At 56.0% G+C, this 18,790-nt stretch carries 13 protein-coding genes; 3 read left to right on the forward strand and 10 right to left on the reverse strand.

Going from position 1 to position 18,790, the window contains the following annotated elements; translation table 11 throughout:
- Window position 1: 1 nt before the first annotated feature.
- The 4 genes from rsmA to lptD are packed head-to-tail and all read right to left on the reverse strand — an operon-like array spanning window position 2 to window position 5,497.
- Window positions 2-823 carry a 16S rRNA (adenine(1518)-N(6)/adenine(1519)-N(6))-dimethyltransferase RsmA gene (gene rsmA, locus AB6731_RS13925; RefSeq protein WP_014168595.1) on the reverse strand — a complete coding sequence of 274 codons (822 nt, stop codon included), beginning with the start codon at window positions 821-823 and terminating at the stop codon, window positions 2-4.
- Window positions 820-1,806: a 4-hydroxythreonine-4-phosphate dehydrogenase PdxA gene (pdxA, locus tag AB6731_RS13930; RefSeq protein WP_020882559.1), complete on the reverse strand. Its 987-nt coding sequence runs from the start codon at window positions 1,804-1,806 to the stop codon at window positions 820-822. Before pdxA ends, rsmA begins: the two co-directional genes overlap by 4 nt.
- Window positions 1,806-3,092 carry a peptidylprolyl isomerase SurA gene (gene surA, locus AB6731_RS13935; protein ID WP_014168597.1) on the reverse strand — a complete coding sequence of 429 codons (1,287 nt, stop codon included), beginning with the start codon at window positions 3,090-3,092 and terminating at the stop codon, window positions 1,806-1,808. Before surA ends, pdxA begins: the two co-directional genes overlap by 1 nt.
- Window positions 3,093-3,145: 53 nt before the next feature.
- Window positions 3,146-5,497 carry an LPS assembly protein LptD gene (gene lptD / locus AB6731_RS13940; protein WP_252068518.1) on the reverse strand — a complete coding sequence of 784 codons (2,352 nt, stop codon included), beginning with the start codon at window positions 5,495-5,497 and terminating at the stop codon, window positions 3,146-3,148.
- Window positions 5,498-5,736: 239 nt separating this feature from the next.
- Here lptD and djlA point away from each other — a divergent pair, with 239 nt between their 5' ends.
- Window positions 5,737-6,552 carry a co-chaperone DjlA gene (gene djlA, locus AB6731_RS13945; RefSeq protein WP_014168599.1) on the forward strand — a complete coding sequence of 272 codons (816 nt, stop codon included), beginning with the start codon at window positions 5,737-5,739 and terminating at the stop codon, window positions 6,550-6,552.
- Between the two features lie 29 nt (window positions 6,553-6,581).
- On the opposite strand, the gene rluA is transcribed toward djlA, so the two are convergent.
- From rluA to araB, 6 genes are all read right to left on the reverse strand, one after another.
- Window positions 6,582-7,241, reverse strand: coding sequence for a bifunctional tRNA pseudouridine(32) synthase/23S rRNA pseudouridine(746) synthase RluA (gene rluA, locus AB6731_RS13950; protein WP_014168600.1), 660 nt, complete (start codon window positions 7,239-7,241; stop codon window positions 6,582-6,584).
- 12 nt (window positions 7,242-7,253) lie between these two features.
- Window positions 7,254-10,160: an RNA polymerase-associated protein RapA gene (rapA, locus tag AB6731_RS13955; protein ID WP_040018606.1), complete on the reverse strand. Its 2,907-nt coding sequence runs from the start codon at window positions 10,158-10,160 to the stop codon at window positions 7,254-7,256.
- A gap of 128 nt (window positions 10,161-10,288) precedes the next feature.
- Window positions 10,289-12,646, reverse strand: coding sequence for a DNA polymerase II (gene polB / locus AB6731_RS13960; RefSeq protein ID WP_371006485.1), 2,358 nt, complete (start codon window positions 12,644-12,646; stop codon window positions 10,289-10,291).
- Window positions 12,647-12,720: 74 nt separating this feature from the next.
- Window positions 12,721-13,416 carry an L-ribulose-5-phosphate 4-epimerase gene (gene araD, locus AB6731_RS13965; protein ID WP_032679615.1) on the reverse strand — a complete coding sequence of 232 codons (696 nt, stop codon included), beginning with the start codon at window positions 13,414-13,416 and terminating at the stop codon, window positions 12,721-12,723.
- 52 nt (window positions 13,417-13,468) lie between these two features.
- The gene (gene araA, locus AB6731_RS13970; protein WP_014168604.1) at window positions 13,469-14,971 is read right to left on the reverse strand and encodes an L-arabinose isomerase; all 1,503 of its coding nucleotides are present in this window, start codon (window positions 14,969-14,971) and stop codon (window positions 13,469-13,471) included.
- Between the two features lie 10 nt (window positions 14,972-14,981).
- Entirely contained in the window at window positions 14,982-16,691 is a 1,710-nt protein-coding gene (gene araB / locus AB6731_RS13975; protein ID WP_032681674.1) for a ribulokinase, read from the reverse strand.
- Between the two features lie 336 nt (window positions 16,692-17,027).
- Between araB and araC the strand changes: the two genes are divergently transcribed.
- Window positions 17,028-17,873 carry an arabinose operon transcriptional regulator AraC gene (gene araC, locus AB6731_RS13980; RefSeq protein WP_025205437.1) on the forward strand — a complete coding sequence of 282 codons (846 nt, stop codon included), beginning with the start codon at window positions 17,028-17,030 and terminating at the stop codon, window positions 17,871-17,873.
- A gap of 128 nt (window positions 17,874-18,001) precedes the next feature.
- The gene (locus tag AB6731_RS13985) at window positions 18,002-18,769 is read left to right on the forward strand and encodes a DedA family protein (RefSeq protein ID WP_014168607.1); all 768 of its coding nucleotides are present in this window, start codon (window positions 18,002-18,004) and stop codon (window positions 18,767-18,769) included.
- Window positions 18,770-18,790: the final 21 nt, after the last annotated feature.

Here is an 18,790-nt window from a genome sequence, read left to right on the forward strand (position 1 = left end):
CTTAACTCTCCTTCGGCGGCGCATTTTCGCTGATGTAATTAGCCAGCTTGCAGTACTGTTCTACGGAAATATTTTCTGCACGCATTGCCGGGTCAATACCCAACTCAGTCAGCACTTCAACGGTAAACAGATTGCCCAGGCTGTTACGGATCGTTTTACGGCGCTGGTTAAACGCTTCCGTAGTAATGCGGCTCAGCACGCGCAGGTCTTTCACCGGGTACGGCATTATTTTATGCGGTACAAGACGCACTACCGCAGAGTCCACTTTTGGTGGCGGCGTAAAGGCGGTTGGCGGTACTTCGAGCACCGGGATCACGTTGCAGAAATATTGCGCCATCACGCTCAAACGACCATACGCTTTACTGTTCGGCCCTGCAACCAGACGGTTAACCACCTCTTTTTGCAACATGAAGTGCATGTCGGCAATGGCATCAGTATAGCTAAACAGGTGGAACATTAGCGGTGTGGAAATGTTGTACGGCAGGTTACCGAACACGCGCAGCGGTTGGCCCATTTTTTCCGACAGCTCACCAAAGTTCATGGTCATGGCATCCTGCTGATAAATCGTCAGCTTTGGCCCCAGGAACGGATGAGTTTGCAGGCGTGCGGCGAGATCGCGATCGAGTTCGATAACGGTCAGTTCGTCCAGGCGTTCGCCTACGGGTTCAGTCAGAGCGGCAAGACCCGGGCCGATTTCGACCATAGCCTGACCTTTCTGCGGATTAATGGCAGACACGATACTGTCGATCACGAACTGATCGTTGAGGAAGTTTTGCCCGAAGCGTTTTCGGGCTAAGTGGCCCTGATGGACTCGATTAGTCATTGAGTATTAACAATCATTTTGATGGCGAGATTAAGCGCCGTAATAAAACTGCCGACATCCGCTTTCCCCTGGCCTGCCAGATCCAGCGCAGTACCGTGGTCAACGGACGTTCGAATAAAAGGTAAACCGAGGGTGATATTCACCCCGCGGCCAAAGCCCTGGTATTTTAGCACGGGCAGGCCTTGATCGTGGTACATCGCGAGCACGGCGTCCGCATTATCCAGGTATTTTGGCTGGAAAAGGGTATCGGCAGGCAACGGCCCGCTTAAGTTCATCCCTTTTGCCCGCATTTCTTCAAGCACCGGAATAATGGTGTCGATCTCTTCGGTTCCCATATGTCCGCCTTCACCGGCGTGCGGGTTCAGCCCGCAGACCAGCACATGCGGCTGTTTGATGCCGAATTTGGTTTGCAGGTCGTGATGCAGGATCCCGATGATCTCCCGTAAAAGAGACGGAGTAATGGCATCCGGAATGGCCCTGATGGGCAAATGGGTCGTCACGAGGGCAACGCGCATTGCTTCTGTCGCCAGCATCATGACCACTTTCGGGCTGTGCGAGCGCTCTTCAAAGAACTCCGTGTGCCCGGTAAACGGTATCCCCGCCTCGTTGATAACGCCTTTGTGCACGGGACCGGTGATCAGGGCGGCAAATTCACCCTTCAGGCAACCGTCGCAGGCACGCGCCAGCGTCTCTACAACATAGTGGCCGTTTTCGGTACTGAGCTGACCCGGGATGACGGGAGTACGAAGTGGAACAGGAAGAAGCGTAAGCGTGCCGGCTTGCTGTGGTGCAGGCTGCTGGCCTTCAACGTAGGGGATGAGCGTTAAAGGCAGACCGAGCAGCGTTGCCCGGTCTTGTAACAGTGTTGCATCCGCGCAGACAACCAGTTCCACCGGCCAGCTGCGCTGGGCGAGCTGGACAACGAGGTCAGGCCCAATCCCGGCAGGTTCGCCGGGAGTGATCACAACACGATGCTGTTTCATTAGTTGCTCAGTACTTTCACATAAGCGCTGGCGCGTTGTTCCTGCATCCAGGTTGCTGCTTCTTCAGAGAACTTACGGTTAAACAGCATGCGGTAGGCTCTGTCTTTCTGCGCCGCGTCCGTTTTATCAACATTGCGGGTATCCAACAGTTCGATCAGATGCCAGCCGAAGGAGGAGTGCACCGGGGCGCTCATCTGGCCTTTGTTCAGCTTCATCAGTGCGTCTCGGAACGCAGGATCGTAGATATCCGCGGCCGCCCAGCCCAGATCGCCGCCCTGATTAGCAGAGCCGGGATCCTGAGAGAACTCTTTCGCGGCATTCGCAAACGAGGTTTTTCCGCTCTTGATGTCTGCAGCAATCTGTTGCAGTTTCACGCGCGCCTGATCGTCAGTCATGATAGGTGACGGCTTGAGGAGAATATGGCGAGCGTGAACTTCGGTAACCGAAATGTTCTGACTCTGACCGCGCAGATCGTTCACTTTCAGGATGTGGAAGCCCACGCCTGAACGGATGGGACCCACGATGTCACCTTTCTTCGCCGTGCTCAGCGCCTGGGCAAAGATGGAAGGCAGCTCCTGGATACGTCCCCAGCCCATCTGGCCGCCTTTCAGCGCCTGTTGGTCAGCGGAGTAGGTGATGGCCAGTTTGCCAAAGTCACCGCCGTTACGTGCCTGCTCGACAATCGAACGCGCCTGGCTTTCAGCTTCCGCAGCCTGGTCGGAGGTTGGGTTCTCTGGCAGCGGGATCAGAATGTGGCTCAGGTTCAGTTCGGTGCTGGCGTCGTTCTGGTTACCCACCTGTTTTGCCAGCGCGTCCACTTCCTGAGGCAGGATCGTGACGCGGCGACGGACTTCATTGTTACGCACTTCCGAAATCAGCATCTCTTTACGGATCTGATTACGGTACGTTGCATAGCTGATGCCATCATAGGCCAGACGGCTGCGCATCTGGTCCAGGCTCATGTTGTTCTGCTTCGCGATGTTAGCAATGGCCTGATCGAGCTGCTCGTCAGTGACCTTCACACCCATTTTCTGACCCATTTGCAGGACAATCTGATCCATGATCAGACGTTCCAGGATCTGATGGCGCAGGGTAGCGTCATCCGGAAGTTGCTGACCTGCTTCACCCGAATTGAGCTTCACAGATTTCATCAAACCGTCAACGTCGCTTTCGAGCACGACGCCGTTGTTAACCACAGCGGCGACCTTATCAACAACCTGGGGGGCCGCGAAGCTGGTATTCGCAACCATAGCGACACCGAGCAGCAGCGTTTTCCAGTTCTTCATACTTTTTCCATTTCAATTAACCGCAAAGCGGATTACGTTGCAAATTAAGCACATTACAAGGAACTGCGGTACGGCAGAATGTTCGAGCGCAGCATCTGCTGCGTGCCCAGGCCGTAGTTGGAGCTCAGGCCGCGCAGTTCGACATTAAAGCCAATCACGTTATCGTATTTGCCCTGTTCATTCTTGGTATCCCAGCCGTTAAGCTTACGTTCGTAACCGACACGTAGCGCGTAGCAGCAGGAGTTATATTGCAGACCAACCATCTGGTCAGCAGGTTTACTGGTGTTGGTGTCAAAGTAGTAAGCACCGACGATTGACCAGCGATCGGCGATTGGCCAGCTCGCTGCGCCACCCACCTGCGAGATGCCGTCTTTGTACTGATCCGTATTCGCATAGTTTGGCAACGTGGCCTGAATATATTCCGGGCTGGCGTAACGATAGGTCAACTGCAGCATACGGTCTTCATCACGACGGTATTCAATCGCCGCACTGCTTGTCGCAACGTTGTTGAGACGCGTATCGTACTGCACACCCCCGCGTAAACCCCAGCGATCGGTCATACGCCAGTAAGTATCACCCGCCCACACCAGAGAACCCGTTTTGTTGTCTTTTTCCCAGTTAATGTCGTCATCACCGGTCCGGGACTCGGTGAAATAGTAGATTTGACCAACAGAAACGTTAAAACGTTCAACGGCGGCATCATCATAAACGCGCGTTGTGACGCCGGTCGTTAACTGGTTTGCTGACGCAATACGGTCGAGGCCACCGTAGGTACGGTCGCGGAACAGACCGCTGTAGTCAGACTGCAGGAATGAGGAGTCATAGTTCTGAATGTTGCTCTGATCGCGATACGGGACGTACAGATACTGCATACGTGGCTCAAGCGTCTGGGTATAACCCTCCGCCAGAAGACCCATATCGCGTTCGAAGATCAGTTTGCCGTCCATTTTGAACTGCGGCAGGACGCGGTTCACGGATTCTTCGAGATCGGTGCCGTAACGGTTGTTATACCAGTCGAGATTCTTCTGCTGGTAATGGGTGGCCATCAGTTTGGCCTCGGTATTCAGGCTCGACCAGTCATTTGACACCGGCAAATTGATGGTTGGCTCGAGGTGAACACGCGTGGATTCCGGCATATCCGAGTTGGTGTTAACGAAGTGCACGGCCTGGGCGTACACGTGGGTGTCAAACGGGCCAACATCGTTCTGGTACCAGTTAACGTCCAGCTGCGGTTCTGCACCATAAGTGCTTCTCGTCTGGGTATCAAAGACCTGGAATTGCTTGGTAGAGACCGTGGCGTTGAAGTTCTCAATAGCGTATCCCACGCTGAATTTCTGCGTGGCGTAGCCATCGGTACTGGACCCGTATTTAGAGTCAAAGTCGTTGAAATAGTAAGGGTCGCTGACTTTGGTGTAGTCGACGTTAAACCGCCAGACCTGGTCCATCACCCCGGCATGTTTCCAGTAGAACAACCAGCGATGTTTATCACCTTCTGTTGGATGCTCATCCTGGAAGACTTTATCCGACGGCAGATAATCCAGTTCCATCAGGCCAGTACCCGCCTGCGTCAGGTAGCGGAACTCGTTTTCCCACATAACGTTGCCGCGCTTATGGATATAGTGCGGCGTGATCGTGGCGTCCATGTTGGGCGCGATGTTCCAGTAATACGGCAGATAGAACTCAAAGTAGTTCGTGGTGCTGTATTTGGCATTCGGGATCAGGAAACCTGAGCGGCGTTTGTCACCCACAGGAAGCTGCAGGTAAGGGCTGTAGAAAACGGGTACCGGACCGAGCTTGAAGCGGGCGTTCCAGATCTCGGCAACCTGCTCTTCACGGTCATGGATGACTTCACTTCCGACCACGCTCCAGGTATTAGACCCGGGCAGACAGGACGTGAAGGAGCCGTTTTCGAGAATCGTATAGCGGTTTTCACCGCGCTGTTTCATCAGGTCCGCATCACCGCGCCCCTGGCGACCTACCATCTGGTAATCACCTTCCCAGACGTTAGTGTCTTTGGTATTCAGGTTTGACCAGGCTTTCGGACCTTTCAGGATGACCTGATTGTCGTCATAGTGCACATTACCCAGCGCATCCACCGTTCGTACCGGCTCGGCCGCACCTTCCGGCTGCTTCTGGTGTAATTGCACTTCATCTGCCTGCAGACGGCTGTTGCCCTGGTTAATATCCACATTGCCAGTAAATGTCGCATTTTCAGGATATGTGCCTTTAGAGCTATCGGCAGTAATGGTTACCGGCAAGCTATTTGTATCGCCCTTTACCAGTGGACGATTATAACTTGGGACGCCAAGCATACACTGCGAGGCGAGATCGGCCGCCAGTCCCTGTTGGCTGTACAGGGCGGTGCCAATCATTGTGGCCAGGAGGGTGGGGATACGTTTTTTCATACGTTGTATTTTATTGTTCCGTCATCAGTGGCTACGGCTTACAAACGCTCAGAGACTATCTTACTCATCAGCGCAGTACCAGCGTTAATCCTGCCCGTTTGCGCGCCAGAGTGTTAGGCTCGCTATCGAATGACGAGTATGATAAAGCAAATTATAGGCGATGTCCTTCAATTGACCGTGGCTTGAACACTGTGATGATGACGTTGCGTCGGCCAGGAACATGACTAACCGGGGAGTATATGCAGTATTGGGGTAAAATAATCGGCGTTGCGTTCGCCATCATCATGGGTGCCGGGTTCTGGGGGATCGTACTGGGGCTTATTATCGGCCATATGTTTGATAAGGCTCGCAGCCGCAAAATGGCCTGGTTTGCCAATCAGCGTGAGCGTCAGTCCCTCTTTTTCTCCACCACGTTTGAGGTGATGGGGCACTTAACCAAATCAAAAGGGCGTGTGACGGAAGCCGATATTCAGATAGCCAGCGTCTTTATGGACCGCATGAATCTGCATGGTGACTCCCGTCTCGCGGCACAAAATGCGTTTCGCATCGGCAAAGCGGATAACTATCCGCTGCGCGATAAAATGCGTCAGTTCCGCAGCATCTGCTTCGGCCGTTTTGATTTAATTCGGATGTTTCTGGAGATCCAAATCCAGGCGGCGTTTGCCGATGGTTCACTTCATCCGAATGAACGCGATGTTTTATACGTTATTGCGGAAGAACTGGGCATCTCCCGTATGCAGTTCGACCAGTTCCTGCGCATGATGCAGGGCGGTGCGCAGTTTGGCGGCGGCTATCACCAGCAGTCTTCTGGCGGTGCCTGGCAGCAGGCGCAGCGGGGTCCGACGCTGGAGGATGCCTGTAACGTGCTTGGGGTGAAGCCATCGGACGATGTAACCACCATCAAGCGTGCCTATCGTAAGCTGATGAGTGAGCACCACCCGGACAAACTGGTCGCGAAAGGCTTACCGCCGGAGATGATGGAGATGGCGAAGCAAAAAGCGCAGGAAATTCAGAAAGCGTACGAGTTGATTAAAGAGAAGAAAAGTTTCAAATAAAAAAGGCCCGACACTGTCGGGCCTTTTTTTCAGAAGTCGACCGGGGCTTTAAACGTCATTGCATTGCCAAAAACCGGATGGGTGATGGTGAGCGTCTGCGCATGCAGCTGCAGGCGTGGCGCCAGCGCCAGTGCATCGGGCGGCGCGTAAAATCTGTCCCCCAGTATCGGGTGCCCCAGCGCAAGCATATGGACACGCAGCTGGTGCGAGCGCCCGGTAATCGGTTTAAGCAGCACGCGCGCAGTATTATCTGGCGCGTACTCCAGCACTTCATACTCGGTTTGTGCTGCTTTGCCGGTTTCGTAACAGACCTTTTGTTTTGGTCGGTTCGGCCAGTCGCAGATCAGCGGTAAATCCACCAGCCCTTCCGCCGGCTGAGGATGCCCCCAGACACGTGCGACATACTGCTTTTTCGGCTCGCGATCGCGGAACTGGCGTTTCAGCTCGCGTTCCGCCGCTTTATTCAGCGCCACTACAATCACACCGCTGGTGGCCATGTCCAGACGATGGACAGACTCCGCCTGAGGATAATCGCGCTGAATACGCGTCATCACACTGTCTTTGTGCTCATCCAGACGCCCTGGCACGGACAACAAGCCGCTGGGCTTGTTGACCACCATAATGTGCTCATCCTGATAAAGCACCACCAGCCAGGGATCCTGAGGTGGATTGTAAGGCTCCATCACCATCTTGCGCTCCGTTTACTGATGCGTCACAACGATAAGACGCAGGGCATCCAGACGCCAGCCTGCCTGATTAAGGCTTTCCAGCACCTGCTGACGGTTGCTCTCGATCGCTGCCAGCTCGTCATCGCGGATGTTTGGGTTTACCGCTTTCAACGCTTCCAGACGGGAGAGTTCCGCGGACAGTTTGTCGTCGGCTTCTTGACGTGCGGCATCAATCAGCGCCCGGGCCGCTTTTTCGATCTGCGTTTCACCCAGCTGTAGAATAGCGTGCACATCCTGCTGTACCGCGTTGACCAGCTTACTGCCGGTATGGCGGTTCACCGCACTCAGCTGGCGGTTAAAGCTCTCGAATTCAACCTGAGCGGCGAGGTTCGTGCCGTTTTTGTCCAGCAGCAGACGCACAGGCGTTGACGGCAGGAAGCGGTTGAGCTGCAGCTGTTTCGGCGCCTGCGCTTCGACAACGTAAATCAGTTCCAGCAACAGGGTACCCACTGGCAGCGCTTTGTTTTTCAACAACGAGATGGTGCTACTGCCGGTATCGCCTGAGAGGATCAAATCCAGACCGTTGCGGATCAGCGGGTGCTCCCAGGTGATGAACTGCGCATCTTCGCGCGACAGCGCCACATCACGTTCAAAGGTGATGGTGCATCCATCTTCCGGCAGGCCAGGGAAATCCGGGACCAGCATATGGTCGGATGGGGTCAGGACAATCAAATTCTCGCCACGATCGTCCTGATTTATGCCAACGATGTCGAACAGGTTCATGGAGAAGCTGATCAGGCTGGTGTCATCATCCTGCTCTTCAATGCTTTCAGCGAGCGCCTGGGCTTTTTCACCGCCGTTGGAGTGGATCTCCAGCAGGCGGTCACGGCCCTGTTCCAGCTGAGATTTCAGCGCTTCATGCTTATCACGGCAGGCTTTGATCAGTTCATCAAACCCGTCGGTGTTCTCTGGCGCGGCCAGATAGCCGATCAGATCGGCGTGCACCTGATCGTAAATCGGGCGGCCGGTCGGACAGGTATGCTCAAACGCATCCAGACCTTCGTGGAACCAACGCACCAGTACGGACTGGGCGGTTTTTTCCAGATAAGGAACGTGGATCTGAATATCATGCGCCTGGCCAATACGATCCAGACGGCCGATACGCTGTTCCAGCAGATCCGGGTTGAACGGCAAATCGAACATCACCAGGTTGCTGGCAAACTGGAAGTTACGGCCTTCAGACCCGATTTCAGAGCACAGCAGAACCTGGGCACCGCTGTCCTCTTCTGCAAACCATGCCGCGGCACGGTCACGCTCGACGATGGACATCCCTTCGTGGAACACGGCGGCACGAATACCTTCGCGTTCGCGCAGGACCTGCTCCAGCTGCAGTGCGGTGGCTGCTTTGGCGCAGATCACCAGCACTTTCTGAGAACGGTGCGCGGTCAAATAGCCCATCAGCCACTCAACACGCGGGTCGAAGTTCCACCAGGTGCCGGTATCGCCTTCAAATTCCTGGTAAATCTGTTCCGGGTAGAGCATGTCGCGTGCACGCTCTTCTGCAGTTTTGCGCGCGCCCATAATGCCGGAAACTTTAATGGCCGTCTGGTACTGCGTCGGCAGTGGCAATTTGATGGTATGCAGTTCGCGTTTCGGGAAACCTTTCACCCCGTTACGGGTGTTACGGAACAGGACGCGGCTGGTGCCGTGGCGATCCATCAGCATATCGATCAGTTCTTTACGCGCGGAATCCGCGTTGTCACTGTCGCTGTTGGCCGCCTGCAGCAGAGGCTCAATATCCTGCTCGCCAATCAGATCGCTCAGGGTGTTGAGCTCGTCATTCGAGAGATGTTTACCCGCCAGCAGCAGGGCAACGGCATCGGCGACCGGACGGTAGTTATTCTGCTCTTCAACGAACTGCTCAAAGTCATGGAAGCGGTTTGGATCGAGCAGGCGCAAACGGGCGAAGTGGCTCTCAAGACCTAATTGCTCCGGCGTTGCGGTCAGCAGCAGGACGCCTGGCACGCGCTCGGCAAGCTGTTCGATAGCCATGTATTCCCGGCTTGGTGCATCTTCGCTCCAGACCAGATGGTGCGCTTCATCGACCACCATCAGGTCCCATTCGGCGTCGCACAGATGCTCAAGACGTTGCTTGCTGCGGCGTACGAAATCCAGAGAGCAGATCACCAGCTGTTCCGTTTCAAACGGGTTGTCCGCATCGTGCTGGGCTTCTGCATAGCGCTCGTCATCAAACAGAGCGAAACGCAGGTTAAAGCGGCGCAGCATCTCGACCAGCCATTGATGCTGCAGGGTTTCCGGTACCACAATCAGCACGCGCTCGGCTGCGCCGGAAAGCAGCTGTTGATGCAGGATCATGCCCGCTTCAATGGTTTTCCCCAGGCCCACTTCATCTGCCAGCAGAACGCGAGGTGCGTGACGGCGGCCCACGTCATGGGCGATGTTCAGCTGGTGGGGAATAAGGCTGGTACGCTGACCGCGCAGGCCGCTCCACGGCATACGGTACTGTTCACTCTGGAACTTGCGCGCGCGATAGCGCAGGGAGAAGCGATCCATACGGTCGATTTGCCCGGCAAACAGGCGATCCTGCGGCTTACTGAATACCAGTTTGCTGTCGAGCAGCACCTCACGCAGGATGACATTGGCCTCGTCGGTGTCCAGGCGAGTCCCGATGTAGGCGAGCAGTCCATTCTCTTCTTTTACGTCTTCGACCTTTAGCTGCCAGCCGTCGTGGCTGGTCACGGTGTCACCCGGGTTGAACATCACGCGGGTCACAGGGGAATCATTGCGGGCGTACAGGCGGTTTTCACCGGTAGCAGGGAAAAGGAGGGTAACCATTCGTGCATCCACGGCAACCACGGTTCCTAATCCAAGTTCGCTTTCTGTATCGCTGATCCAGCGTTGACCAAGTGTAAAAGGCATATTTGTTCGGCTCTAATCGTAAATTGCAGGCAATAGTTCAACCACCGTCAAAAAAGACAGTCATTGAAAAATGGGTCCGGGAATGGAAAGGGCGCTATGGTACTGGATGGCAGCCATTTCGTCACGTGTCAAAATAGGCCAAGTTGCCCTGTCACTAGTGTAGCAAAGTCGTCGTCGATGAAGGGCAAAATTCCGTCCGCGACCGGCTGAAGCTGACGCGTAAGATAGTGCTCGTAATCCAGAGGCGAGTGCTGGTAATCCACGGGTTCCGGGCCGCTGGTGGTCCAGAGGTATTTGATGGTTCCCCGGTTCTGATACTGCGGGGCACGCCCCCGGCGCACGTTCTCCTCATCTGCCAGGCGCGCGGCGCGGACGTGCGGCGGAACGTTGCGCTGGTATTCCGCCAGCGGGCGGCGCAGGCGCTTGCGGTACACCAGCTGGGCGTCGAGTTCACCGGCCATCAGGCTGGCAATTGTTTCACGCACGTAGTCCTGATAAGGCTCGTTGCGAAAGATACGCAGATAAAGCGTTTGCTGAAACTGCTGCGCCAGCGGCGTCCAGTCGGTGCGTACGGTTTCCAGCCCTTTAAAGACCATTCGCTGCTTGTCACCTTCCTGAATAAGACCGGCGTAGCGCTTCTTACTGCCCTGGTCGGTACCGCGAATGGTGGGCATTAAAAAGCGGCTGAAATGGGTTTCAAACTCCAGTTCTAACGCGCTGCTTAACCGCTCTTTTTGCAAACTTTCCTGCCACCAGGCGTTCACAAAAGTCACCAGTGATTTGCCGATTCGCGCGGCATCCTCTTCTGAATGCGCGCCCTTAAGCCAGACAAAGGTGGAATCCGTATCGCCATAAATAACGTCATAACCCTGGGATTCAATCAACGCTTTGGTCTGGCACATGATGTCGTGCCCGCGCATGGTGATAGATGACGCCAGTCGTGGGTCGAAGAAGCGGCAGGCGCTGGTCCCCAGAACCCCGTAAAACGCGTTCATGATAATTTTCAGCGCCTGAGAAAGGGGCTTGTTGCCATGACGCTTAGCCTCGTCGCGACCGTGCCAGATGTTTCCCACGATTTCCGGCAGACAGTGCTTTTCCCGTGAGAAGCGGGCCCCAAGAAAACCTTCTGTGCTGTGCAAATCGTCAGGCTGCTCCATCCCTTCCACCAGCCCGACGGGATCGATCAGGAAGGTGCGAATAATGGACGGATAGAGGCTTTTGTAGTCCAGCACCAGCACGGAGTCATACAACCCGGGCCGGGAATCCATCACGTAACCGCCCGGGCTTGCCTGCGGCGGCACGTCACCGAGGTTGGGGGCGACATAGCCCGCCCGGTGCATACGCGGGAAATAGAGGTGGCTAAAGGCGGCCACGGAGCCACCGTGCCGGTCAGCGGCGAGGCCGTTCACCGTCGCGCGCTCGAGCAGGAAGGGCATGATCTCCGTTTTATGGAAAATCTGCGTCACCAGTTCACAATCTTTCAGGTTGTAGGTGGCGAGCGCCGGTTTGTCTTCGTTAAAACGCCGGTCGATTTCATCCATTCTGTCCCACGGGTTGTCGATGGATTTCCCTTCGCCAAGCAGCTCCTGTGCCACCGCTTCCAGAGAGAAAGAGGAAAAATTCCAGAAGGCAGATTTGAGCGCCTCAATGCCGTCGATAATCAGGCGGCCATTGGCCTGCGCGAAAAACACACCGTTTTTAAAACCGTGCTCGCGCCATTCCAGCTCGCTGTTTCTGCGCCCCAGCATCAGGGGGATGCGGTAACGTTCAGCATGTTTTTGCAGCACGCGCAGATCGAACTGCACCACGTTCCAGCCGATCAACACATCGGGATCGCGATCGGCAAACCACTGGTTAAGCTTTTCCAGAAGCTGTGGCCGGCTGTTGACATACTCCAGCCGGAAATCCAGCGCGGACGCCTTGCCATTCGCGGGGCCAAGCATATAAACAACCCGATCCCCGCAGCCTTCCAGGCCGATACAGTACAGCTCACCGTGGCGAGTGGTTTCGATATCCAGCGAGACCCATTTCAACGGCGGCCGGTAGGTAGGGTTGGGTTTGAGACGGGCGTTAATAAGGCTGCCGTTTTGCGCGGTGCCGTCGACCCAGACGGGGGCAGTAATAAACCGCTCCATCAGAAAACGTTCTGGCGGGCGGATATCGGCTTCGTACAGCGTCACGCCAGCGTCGCGCAGCAGTTTTTCATAACGCATCAGCTGGCGATGGGCGCGGCAGTAGAGGCCATGTACGGGCTGACGGTGGAAATCTTTCAGTTCAAGCGGCGTCAGGCGCCAGCCATTTTCACCGCGCAGCAGTTGCTTTACTTTCTCAACATGATCGTTCGGGATAAAAGCCACGGACTCCTGCGGCGGCAGGGTCACGTGCAGCGGGCCGTTGTCCGTCGCCAGCCAGAATGCCACCTCGGTGCCCTGAGGAGTATCCCGCCAGTGTCGGGTAAGTAAAAAACCTTCTTGCGCCTGCGCCACGCCGCTATCCCATAAAACAAAACCAGGCTTGATTATAGCCTGGTCGAATATTTTACGCTGGGTATATATACAGTTTACTGCCCGTAATAGGCTTTTGCGCCATGTTTACGCAGGTAGTGTTTATCCAGCAGGGTTGGCTGCATATCCGGAAGCTGCGGTGCCAGCTGGCGGCAGAAGATGCCCATATACGCGACCTCTTCCAGCACAATCGCGTTATGTACCGCATCTTCGGCGTTTTTACCCCAGGCAAAAGGTCCATGGGAGTGCACCAGCACGCCGGGCATTTGCGCAGCGTCGATACCCTGTTTTTCAAACGTTTCGACGATAACGTTGCCGGTTTCCCACTCATACTCGCCGTTGATCTCTTCATCAGTCATCAAACGGGTGCAGGGAATGGTGCCGTAAAAGTAGTCTGCGTGCGTGGTTCCGGTCGCCGGAATGGACTGGCCGGCCTGCGCCCAGATGGTCGCATGACGCGAATGGGTATGCACAATACCGCCAATGGTCGGAAAGGCCTGGTAGAGCAGGCGATGCGTTGGCGTGTCGGAGGAGGGTTTTTTCTTTCCTTCCACCACTTCGCCCGTGGCGATGCTGACGACAACCATATCTTCTGCGGTCATTACCGTGTAATCCACCCCTGACGGCTTTATCACGAAGACGCCGTGCTCGCGGTCAACGGCGCTGACGTTGCCCCAGGTCAGCGTCACCAGATTGTGTTTGGGCAGCGCCAGGTTGGCTTCAAGTACCTGACGTTTGAGATCTTCTAACATGCAATCCTCCAGGAAAAGAGGCCCGCCCTGCGGCAGGCCAAAGGTTCCCCTGTTAACGTTTTGAACCGTAATAGACTTCGTTCCAGCGCAGCGCGTCTTTGAACGCGGGCAGGCGGGTATCGTTATCAATAACGGTCAGTTCGATGTCGTGCAGTTCGGCGAACTGACGCATGTCGTTCAGATCCAGCGCGTGGCTGAAGACGGTGTGGTGCGCGCCACCGGCCAGGATCCAGGCTTCCGAGGCGGTTGGCAGGTCAGGCTGCGCTTTCCACAGGGCGTTGGCGACCGGCAGTTTTGGCAGAGAATGCGGGGTTTCAACTGCATCCACACAGTTCACCAGCAGGCGGAAACGGTCGCCAAGGTCAATCAGGCTGGCGTTGATGGCAGGACCGGTACGGGTGTTGAAGATCAGACGTGCCGGGTCGGCTTTTCCGCCAATGCCAAGGTACTGCACGTCGAGGATCGGTTTCTCTTCAACGGCAATGGAAGGACACACTTCCAGCATATGCGAGCCCAGTACCAGGTCGTTGCCGTTTTCAAAGTGGTAGGTGTAGTCCTCCATAAAGGAGGTGCCGCCCTGCAGACCGGTTGACATCACTTTCATAATGCGAAGCAGAGCGGCAGTTTTCCAGTCGCCTTCGCCGGCAAAGCCGTAGCCCTGCTGCATCAGACGTTGTACCGCCAGGCCGGGCAGTTGTTTCAGACCGTGGAGGTCTTCAAAGGTGGTGGTAAAAGCATGGAAGCCACCCTGTTCCAGGAAGCGTTTCATGCCCAGTTCGATACGTGCTGCATCCAGCACGTTCTGGCGTTTGTCACCGTGAATTTGTGCCGCAGGGGTCAGACGGTAGCTGCTTTCGTATTCGTCGACCAGCGCGCTTACGTCGCCATCGCTGATTTCATTCACCACCTGCACCAGGTCGCCCACGGCCCAGGTATTCACCGAGAAACCAAATTTAATTTGTGCGGCAACTTTATCGCCGTCGGTGACCGCCACTTCACGCATGTTGTCGCCGAAGCGCACCACTTTCAGGTGGCGAGTATCTTGTCGGGACACCGCCTGGCGCATCCAGGAGCCGATACGTTTTTGCGCATGCTGATCCTGCCAGTGGCCGGTGACGACCGCATGTTGCTGGCGCATACGTGCGCCGATAAAGCCGAACTCGCGGCCGCCGTGCGCGGTCTGGTTCAGGTTCATAAAGTCCATATCAATGCTGTCCCACGGCAGGGACGCGTTGAACTGGGTATGGAACTGCATCAGTGGTTTATTGAGGATGGCCAGACCGTTGATCCACATTTTGGCCGGCGAGAAGGTGTGCAGCCACACCACCATGCCGGCGCATTTATCGTCGTAGTTCGCGTCGCGGCAGATGTTCGTGATCTCATCCGGGGTCGTGCCGAGCGGTTTGAGCACCAGTTTGCACGGCAGTTTAGCCTCTGCATTGAGCGCGTTGACCACGTGCTCAGCATGTTTCGTCACCTGTTGCAGCGCTTCCGGCCCGTACAGATGTTGGCTGCCAATGACAAACCACACTTCATAATTATTAAAAATGGTCATTATTGTGTCCTTAATGTGTCAGGGTTGCCGTAGTGTCCGCGGTGTGTTTGGCCGGGGCGGCGACAGGGAGATAGTGAAGTTCGGCGCTTTTTGCCCATTGCTGATAGCGCTGATAAAGCTGTTCAAAACGCTGCGCCTGCTGAGCACGCGGCTGGAGGGTATTTTCGACAGCGCTCGCCATGTGCTGCTGCGCGGTCGGGATATCGGCATGAACGCCTGCCGCAACGGCCGCGAAGATCGCTGCACCGAGGGCACAACACTGATCGGAGGCGACAATCTGCAGCGGACGGTTCAGCACGTCACAACAGGCCTGCATGATTACCGGGTTTTTACGGGCGATGCCGCCCAGTGCCATCACGTTGTTGACGTCGATGCCCTGCTCGGTGAAGCACTCCATAATGGCGCGCGCCCCAAAGGCAGTTGCGGCAATCAGGCCGCCAAACAGCGCTGGCGCGTCGGTGGCGAGGTTAAGATCGGTGATCACCCCTTTCAGGCGCTGGTTGGCAAATGGCGTACGGCGACCGTTGAACCAGTCGAGCACCACCGGCAGGTGATCGAGAGAAGGATTCTTTGCCCACGCGGCGGTGAGCTGCGGCAAAAGCTGCTTTTTACTTTCGGCAATCTGGGTCTTCAGCTCAGGATGCGCCGCGGCCAGCTGATCCAGCGGCCAGCCCAGCACGCGGCCAAACCAGGCGTAGATATCGCCAAAGGCGGACTGACCCGCTTCCAGACCGATAAACTCCGGTACGACGCTGCCGTCAACCTGGCCGCAGATGCCTTTTACCGCCCGATCGCCTACGCTGGCTTTATCCGCGGTGAGAATGTCGCAGGTGGAGGTGCCGATAACCTTCACCAGCGTGTTTGGCTGGGCACCGGCACCCACCGCGCCCATGTGACAGTCAAATGCCCCGCCGGAGATGGCCACGTTTTGCGGCAGACCCAGGCGCGTCGCCCACTCTTCACAAAGCGTACCCACCGGAATATCGGCGGTGAAAGTGTCGGTGAACAGCGGGTATTGCAGACTCTTGTTGATGACGGGATCGAGTTCATCGAAGAACGCCGCCGGTGGCAGGCCACCCCAGCTCTCATGCCACAGGGATTTGTGTCCGGCGCTGCAGCGTCCGCGGCGGATATCCTGCGGACGCGTGGTACCGGAGAGCAGGGCTGGTACCCAGTCACACAGTTCAATCCAGGATACCGCGGCCTGCGCAACGGATGCGTCCGCGCGGGTTACGTGGAGGATCTTGGCCCAGAACCATTCACTGGAGTAAATACCGCCGATGTAGCGCGAGTAGTCCGTTTTCCCTGGCTGGTGACACAAGCGGGTAATGGCCTCGGCCTCTTCAACGGCGGTGTGATCTTTCCACAGCACGAACATGGCGTTTGGGTTATCAGCAAACTCCGGACGCAGCGCCAGAACATGGCCTTCGGCATCCACAGGGGCAGGCGTTGAGCCGGTACTGTCGACGCCAATCCCGACGATTTCTGCCCGCTGGGCGTCGGTCAGTTCAGCCAGCACGGTTTTGATTGCCGCTTCCATTGACTCAATGTAGTCACGTGGATGGTGACGGAACTGGTTATTTGGCGCATCGCAGTAGCGCCCCTCTTGCCAGCGCGGGTACCACTCAACGCTGGTTGCTATTTCCTGGCCGCTTGTACAGTCCACTGCCAGAGCGCGAACCGAGTCGCTGCCAAAATCGAGGCCAATCGCAATTGCCATGGTGTTGCTCCATCAAAAAACAGGTATGAGAGAACATTAGAGACTGGAGGCGAAAATCGTCAGGCAGGATCCGCTAATCTTATGGACTAAATTGCTGTTGCAATAGAAAGTGTGACGCCGTGCAAATAATCAATGTGGACATTTCTGCCGCACTTATAGACACTTTTGTTACTGCTGATCTGCCCCCGTGGGCGGACAAATCAGGGGGAAAGGCTGAAACATGGCGGACGTAAAAGAGGCGTGATGCTTTTTGGATCTTTTCGCGGGCCATTTTTATACTGCTTTTATCGATATGGACAATTGGTTTCCTTCAGGACCCTTGGGAGAATTGAATCTATGGCCGAAACGCAAAACGATCCCTTATTACCGGGCTACTCGTTTAATGCTCACCTGGTGGCGGGGCTGACCCCTATCGAGGCTGAGGGATATCTCGATTTTTACGTCGACCGACCGCTCGGGATGAAAGGGTATATTCTGAACCTGACGGTGCGTGGGGAAGGGATTATCAAAAATAACGATCAGCAGTTTGTCTGCCGTCCGGGCGATATGCTGCTGTTTCCGCCGGGAGAGATCCACCACTACGGGCGTCACCCGGAGGCCAAAGAGTGGTATCACCAGTGGGTCTACTTCCGCCCGCGCGCCTACTGGCAGGAGTGGCTCTCGTGGCCGGCTATTTTTGCGCACACCGGTTTTTATCGCCCGGACGAGGTTCATCTGGCTCAGTTCCGCGAACTCTTTGCCCAAATTATTGAAGCGGGGCAGGCGGGTGGCCGGTATGCCGAACTGCTGGCGATTAACCTGCTTGAACAGGTGCTGTTGCGCCGGATGGAGGCGATAAACGCGTCACTTAATCCTCCGCTGGACAACCGCGTGCGCGACGCCTGCCAGTACATCAGCGACCATCTGGCCGACAGCCAGTTCGATATCGCCAGCGTCGCCCAGCATGTGTGTCTCTCACCGTCGCGGCTGTCACATCTGTTCCGTCAGCAGCTGGGCGTTAGCGTCCTGAGCTGGCGTGAGGACCAGCGTATCAGCCAGGCGAAGCTCCTGCTCAGCACCACCCGCATGCCCATTGCCACCGTGGGGCGCAATGTGGGCTTTGAAGACCAGCTCTATTTCTCCCGGGTATTTAAAAAATGCACCGGTGCCAGCCCCAGTGAATTCCGGGCAGGATGTGAATAAACGGTAAAAAAAGATAAACAAGCAGGTGAACTGTGGAAGCAACCTGTAAACTATTCAGACAATTGTTGTCTTGACGCGGTGCAGGGCGCTAAGCAGAATCCCTGATTCGTTTTCTGACCGGAATAGTTATGCAGGCATTGCTGGAACATTTTATCACCCAGTCCGTTATGTATTCGCTTATCGCCGTTGCGCTGGTGGCGTTTCTGGAATCGCTTGCACTTGTTGGGTTGATCCTCCCCGGCACGGTGATGATGGCGGGGCTGGGCGCGTTGATTGGCAGCGGTGAAGTGAATTTCTGGCAGGCGTGGATGGCGGGGATTATCGGCTGTTTACTCGGCGACTGGATCTCCTTCTGGCTGGGCTGGCGCTTTAAGAAACCGCTGCACCGCTGGTCGTTCATGAAAAAGAACAAAGCCTTGCTGGATAAAACCGAACATGCGCTGCATCAGCACAGCATGTTCACGATCCTCGTCGGTCGCTTTGTTGGACCAACGCGTCCGCTGGTGCCGATGGTCGCGGGGATGCTGGATCTGCCTGTTGCGAAATTCGTGGTGCCGAACATCATCGGCTGTGTTTTCTGGCCGCCGTTCTATTTTCTGCCGGGGATCCTGGCAGGGGCCACCGTTGATATTCCTGACGGAATGCAAAGCGGTGAATTTAAGTGGTTGTTGCTGGCTACGGCCCTGCTGTTGTGGATCGCTGCCTGGCTGTGCTGGCGACTGTGGCGCAGCGCGAAAGCGAATGTTGATCGCCTGACGCGTTATCTGCCACGCTCGCGCCTGCTGTGGCTCGCGCCGTTAATGCTGGGGGTTGCCGTGGTGGCGCTGGTCGCCCTGATTCGCCACCCGCTGATGCCGGTGTACGGTGAAATCCTCTTGAAGGTGGTGAGCCGTTAATCTGTTTCCCTCTCCCGTGGG

Source organism: Enterobacter sp. RCC_40 (assembly GCF_041360735.1).
In the GTDB taxonomy this organism is placed as follows: domain Bacteria; phylum Pseudomonadota; class Gammaproteobacteria; order Enterobacterales; family Enterobacteriaceae; genus Enterobacter; species Enterobacter ludwigii.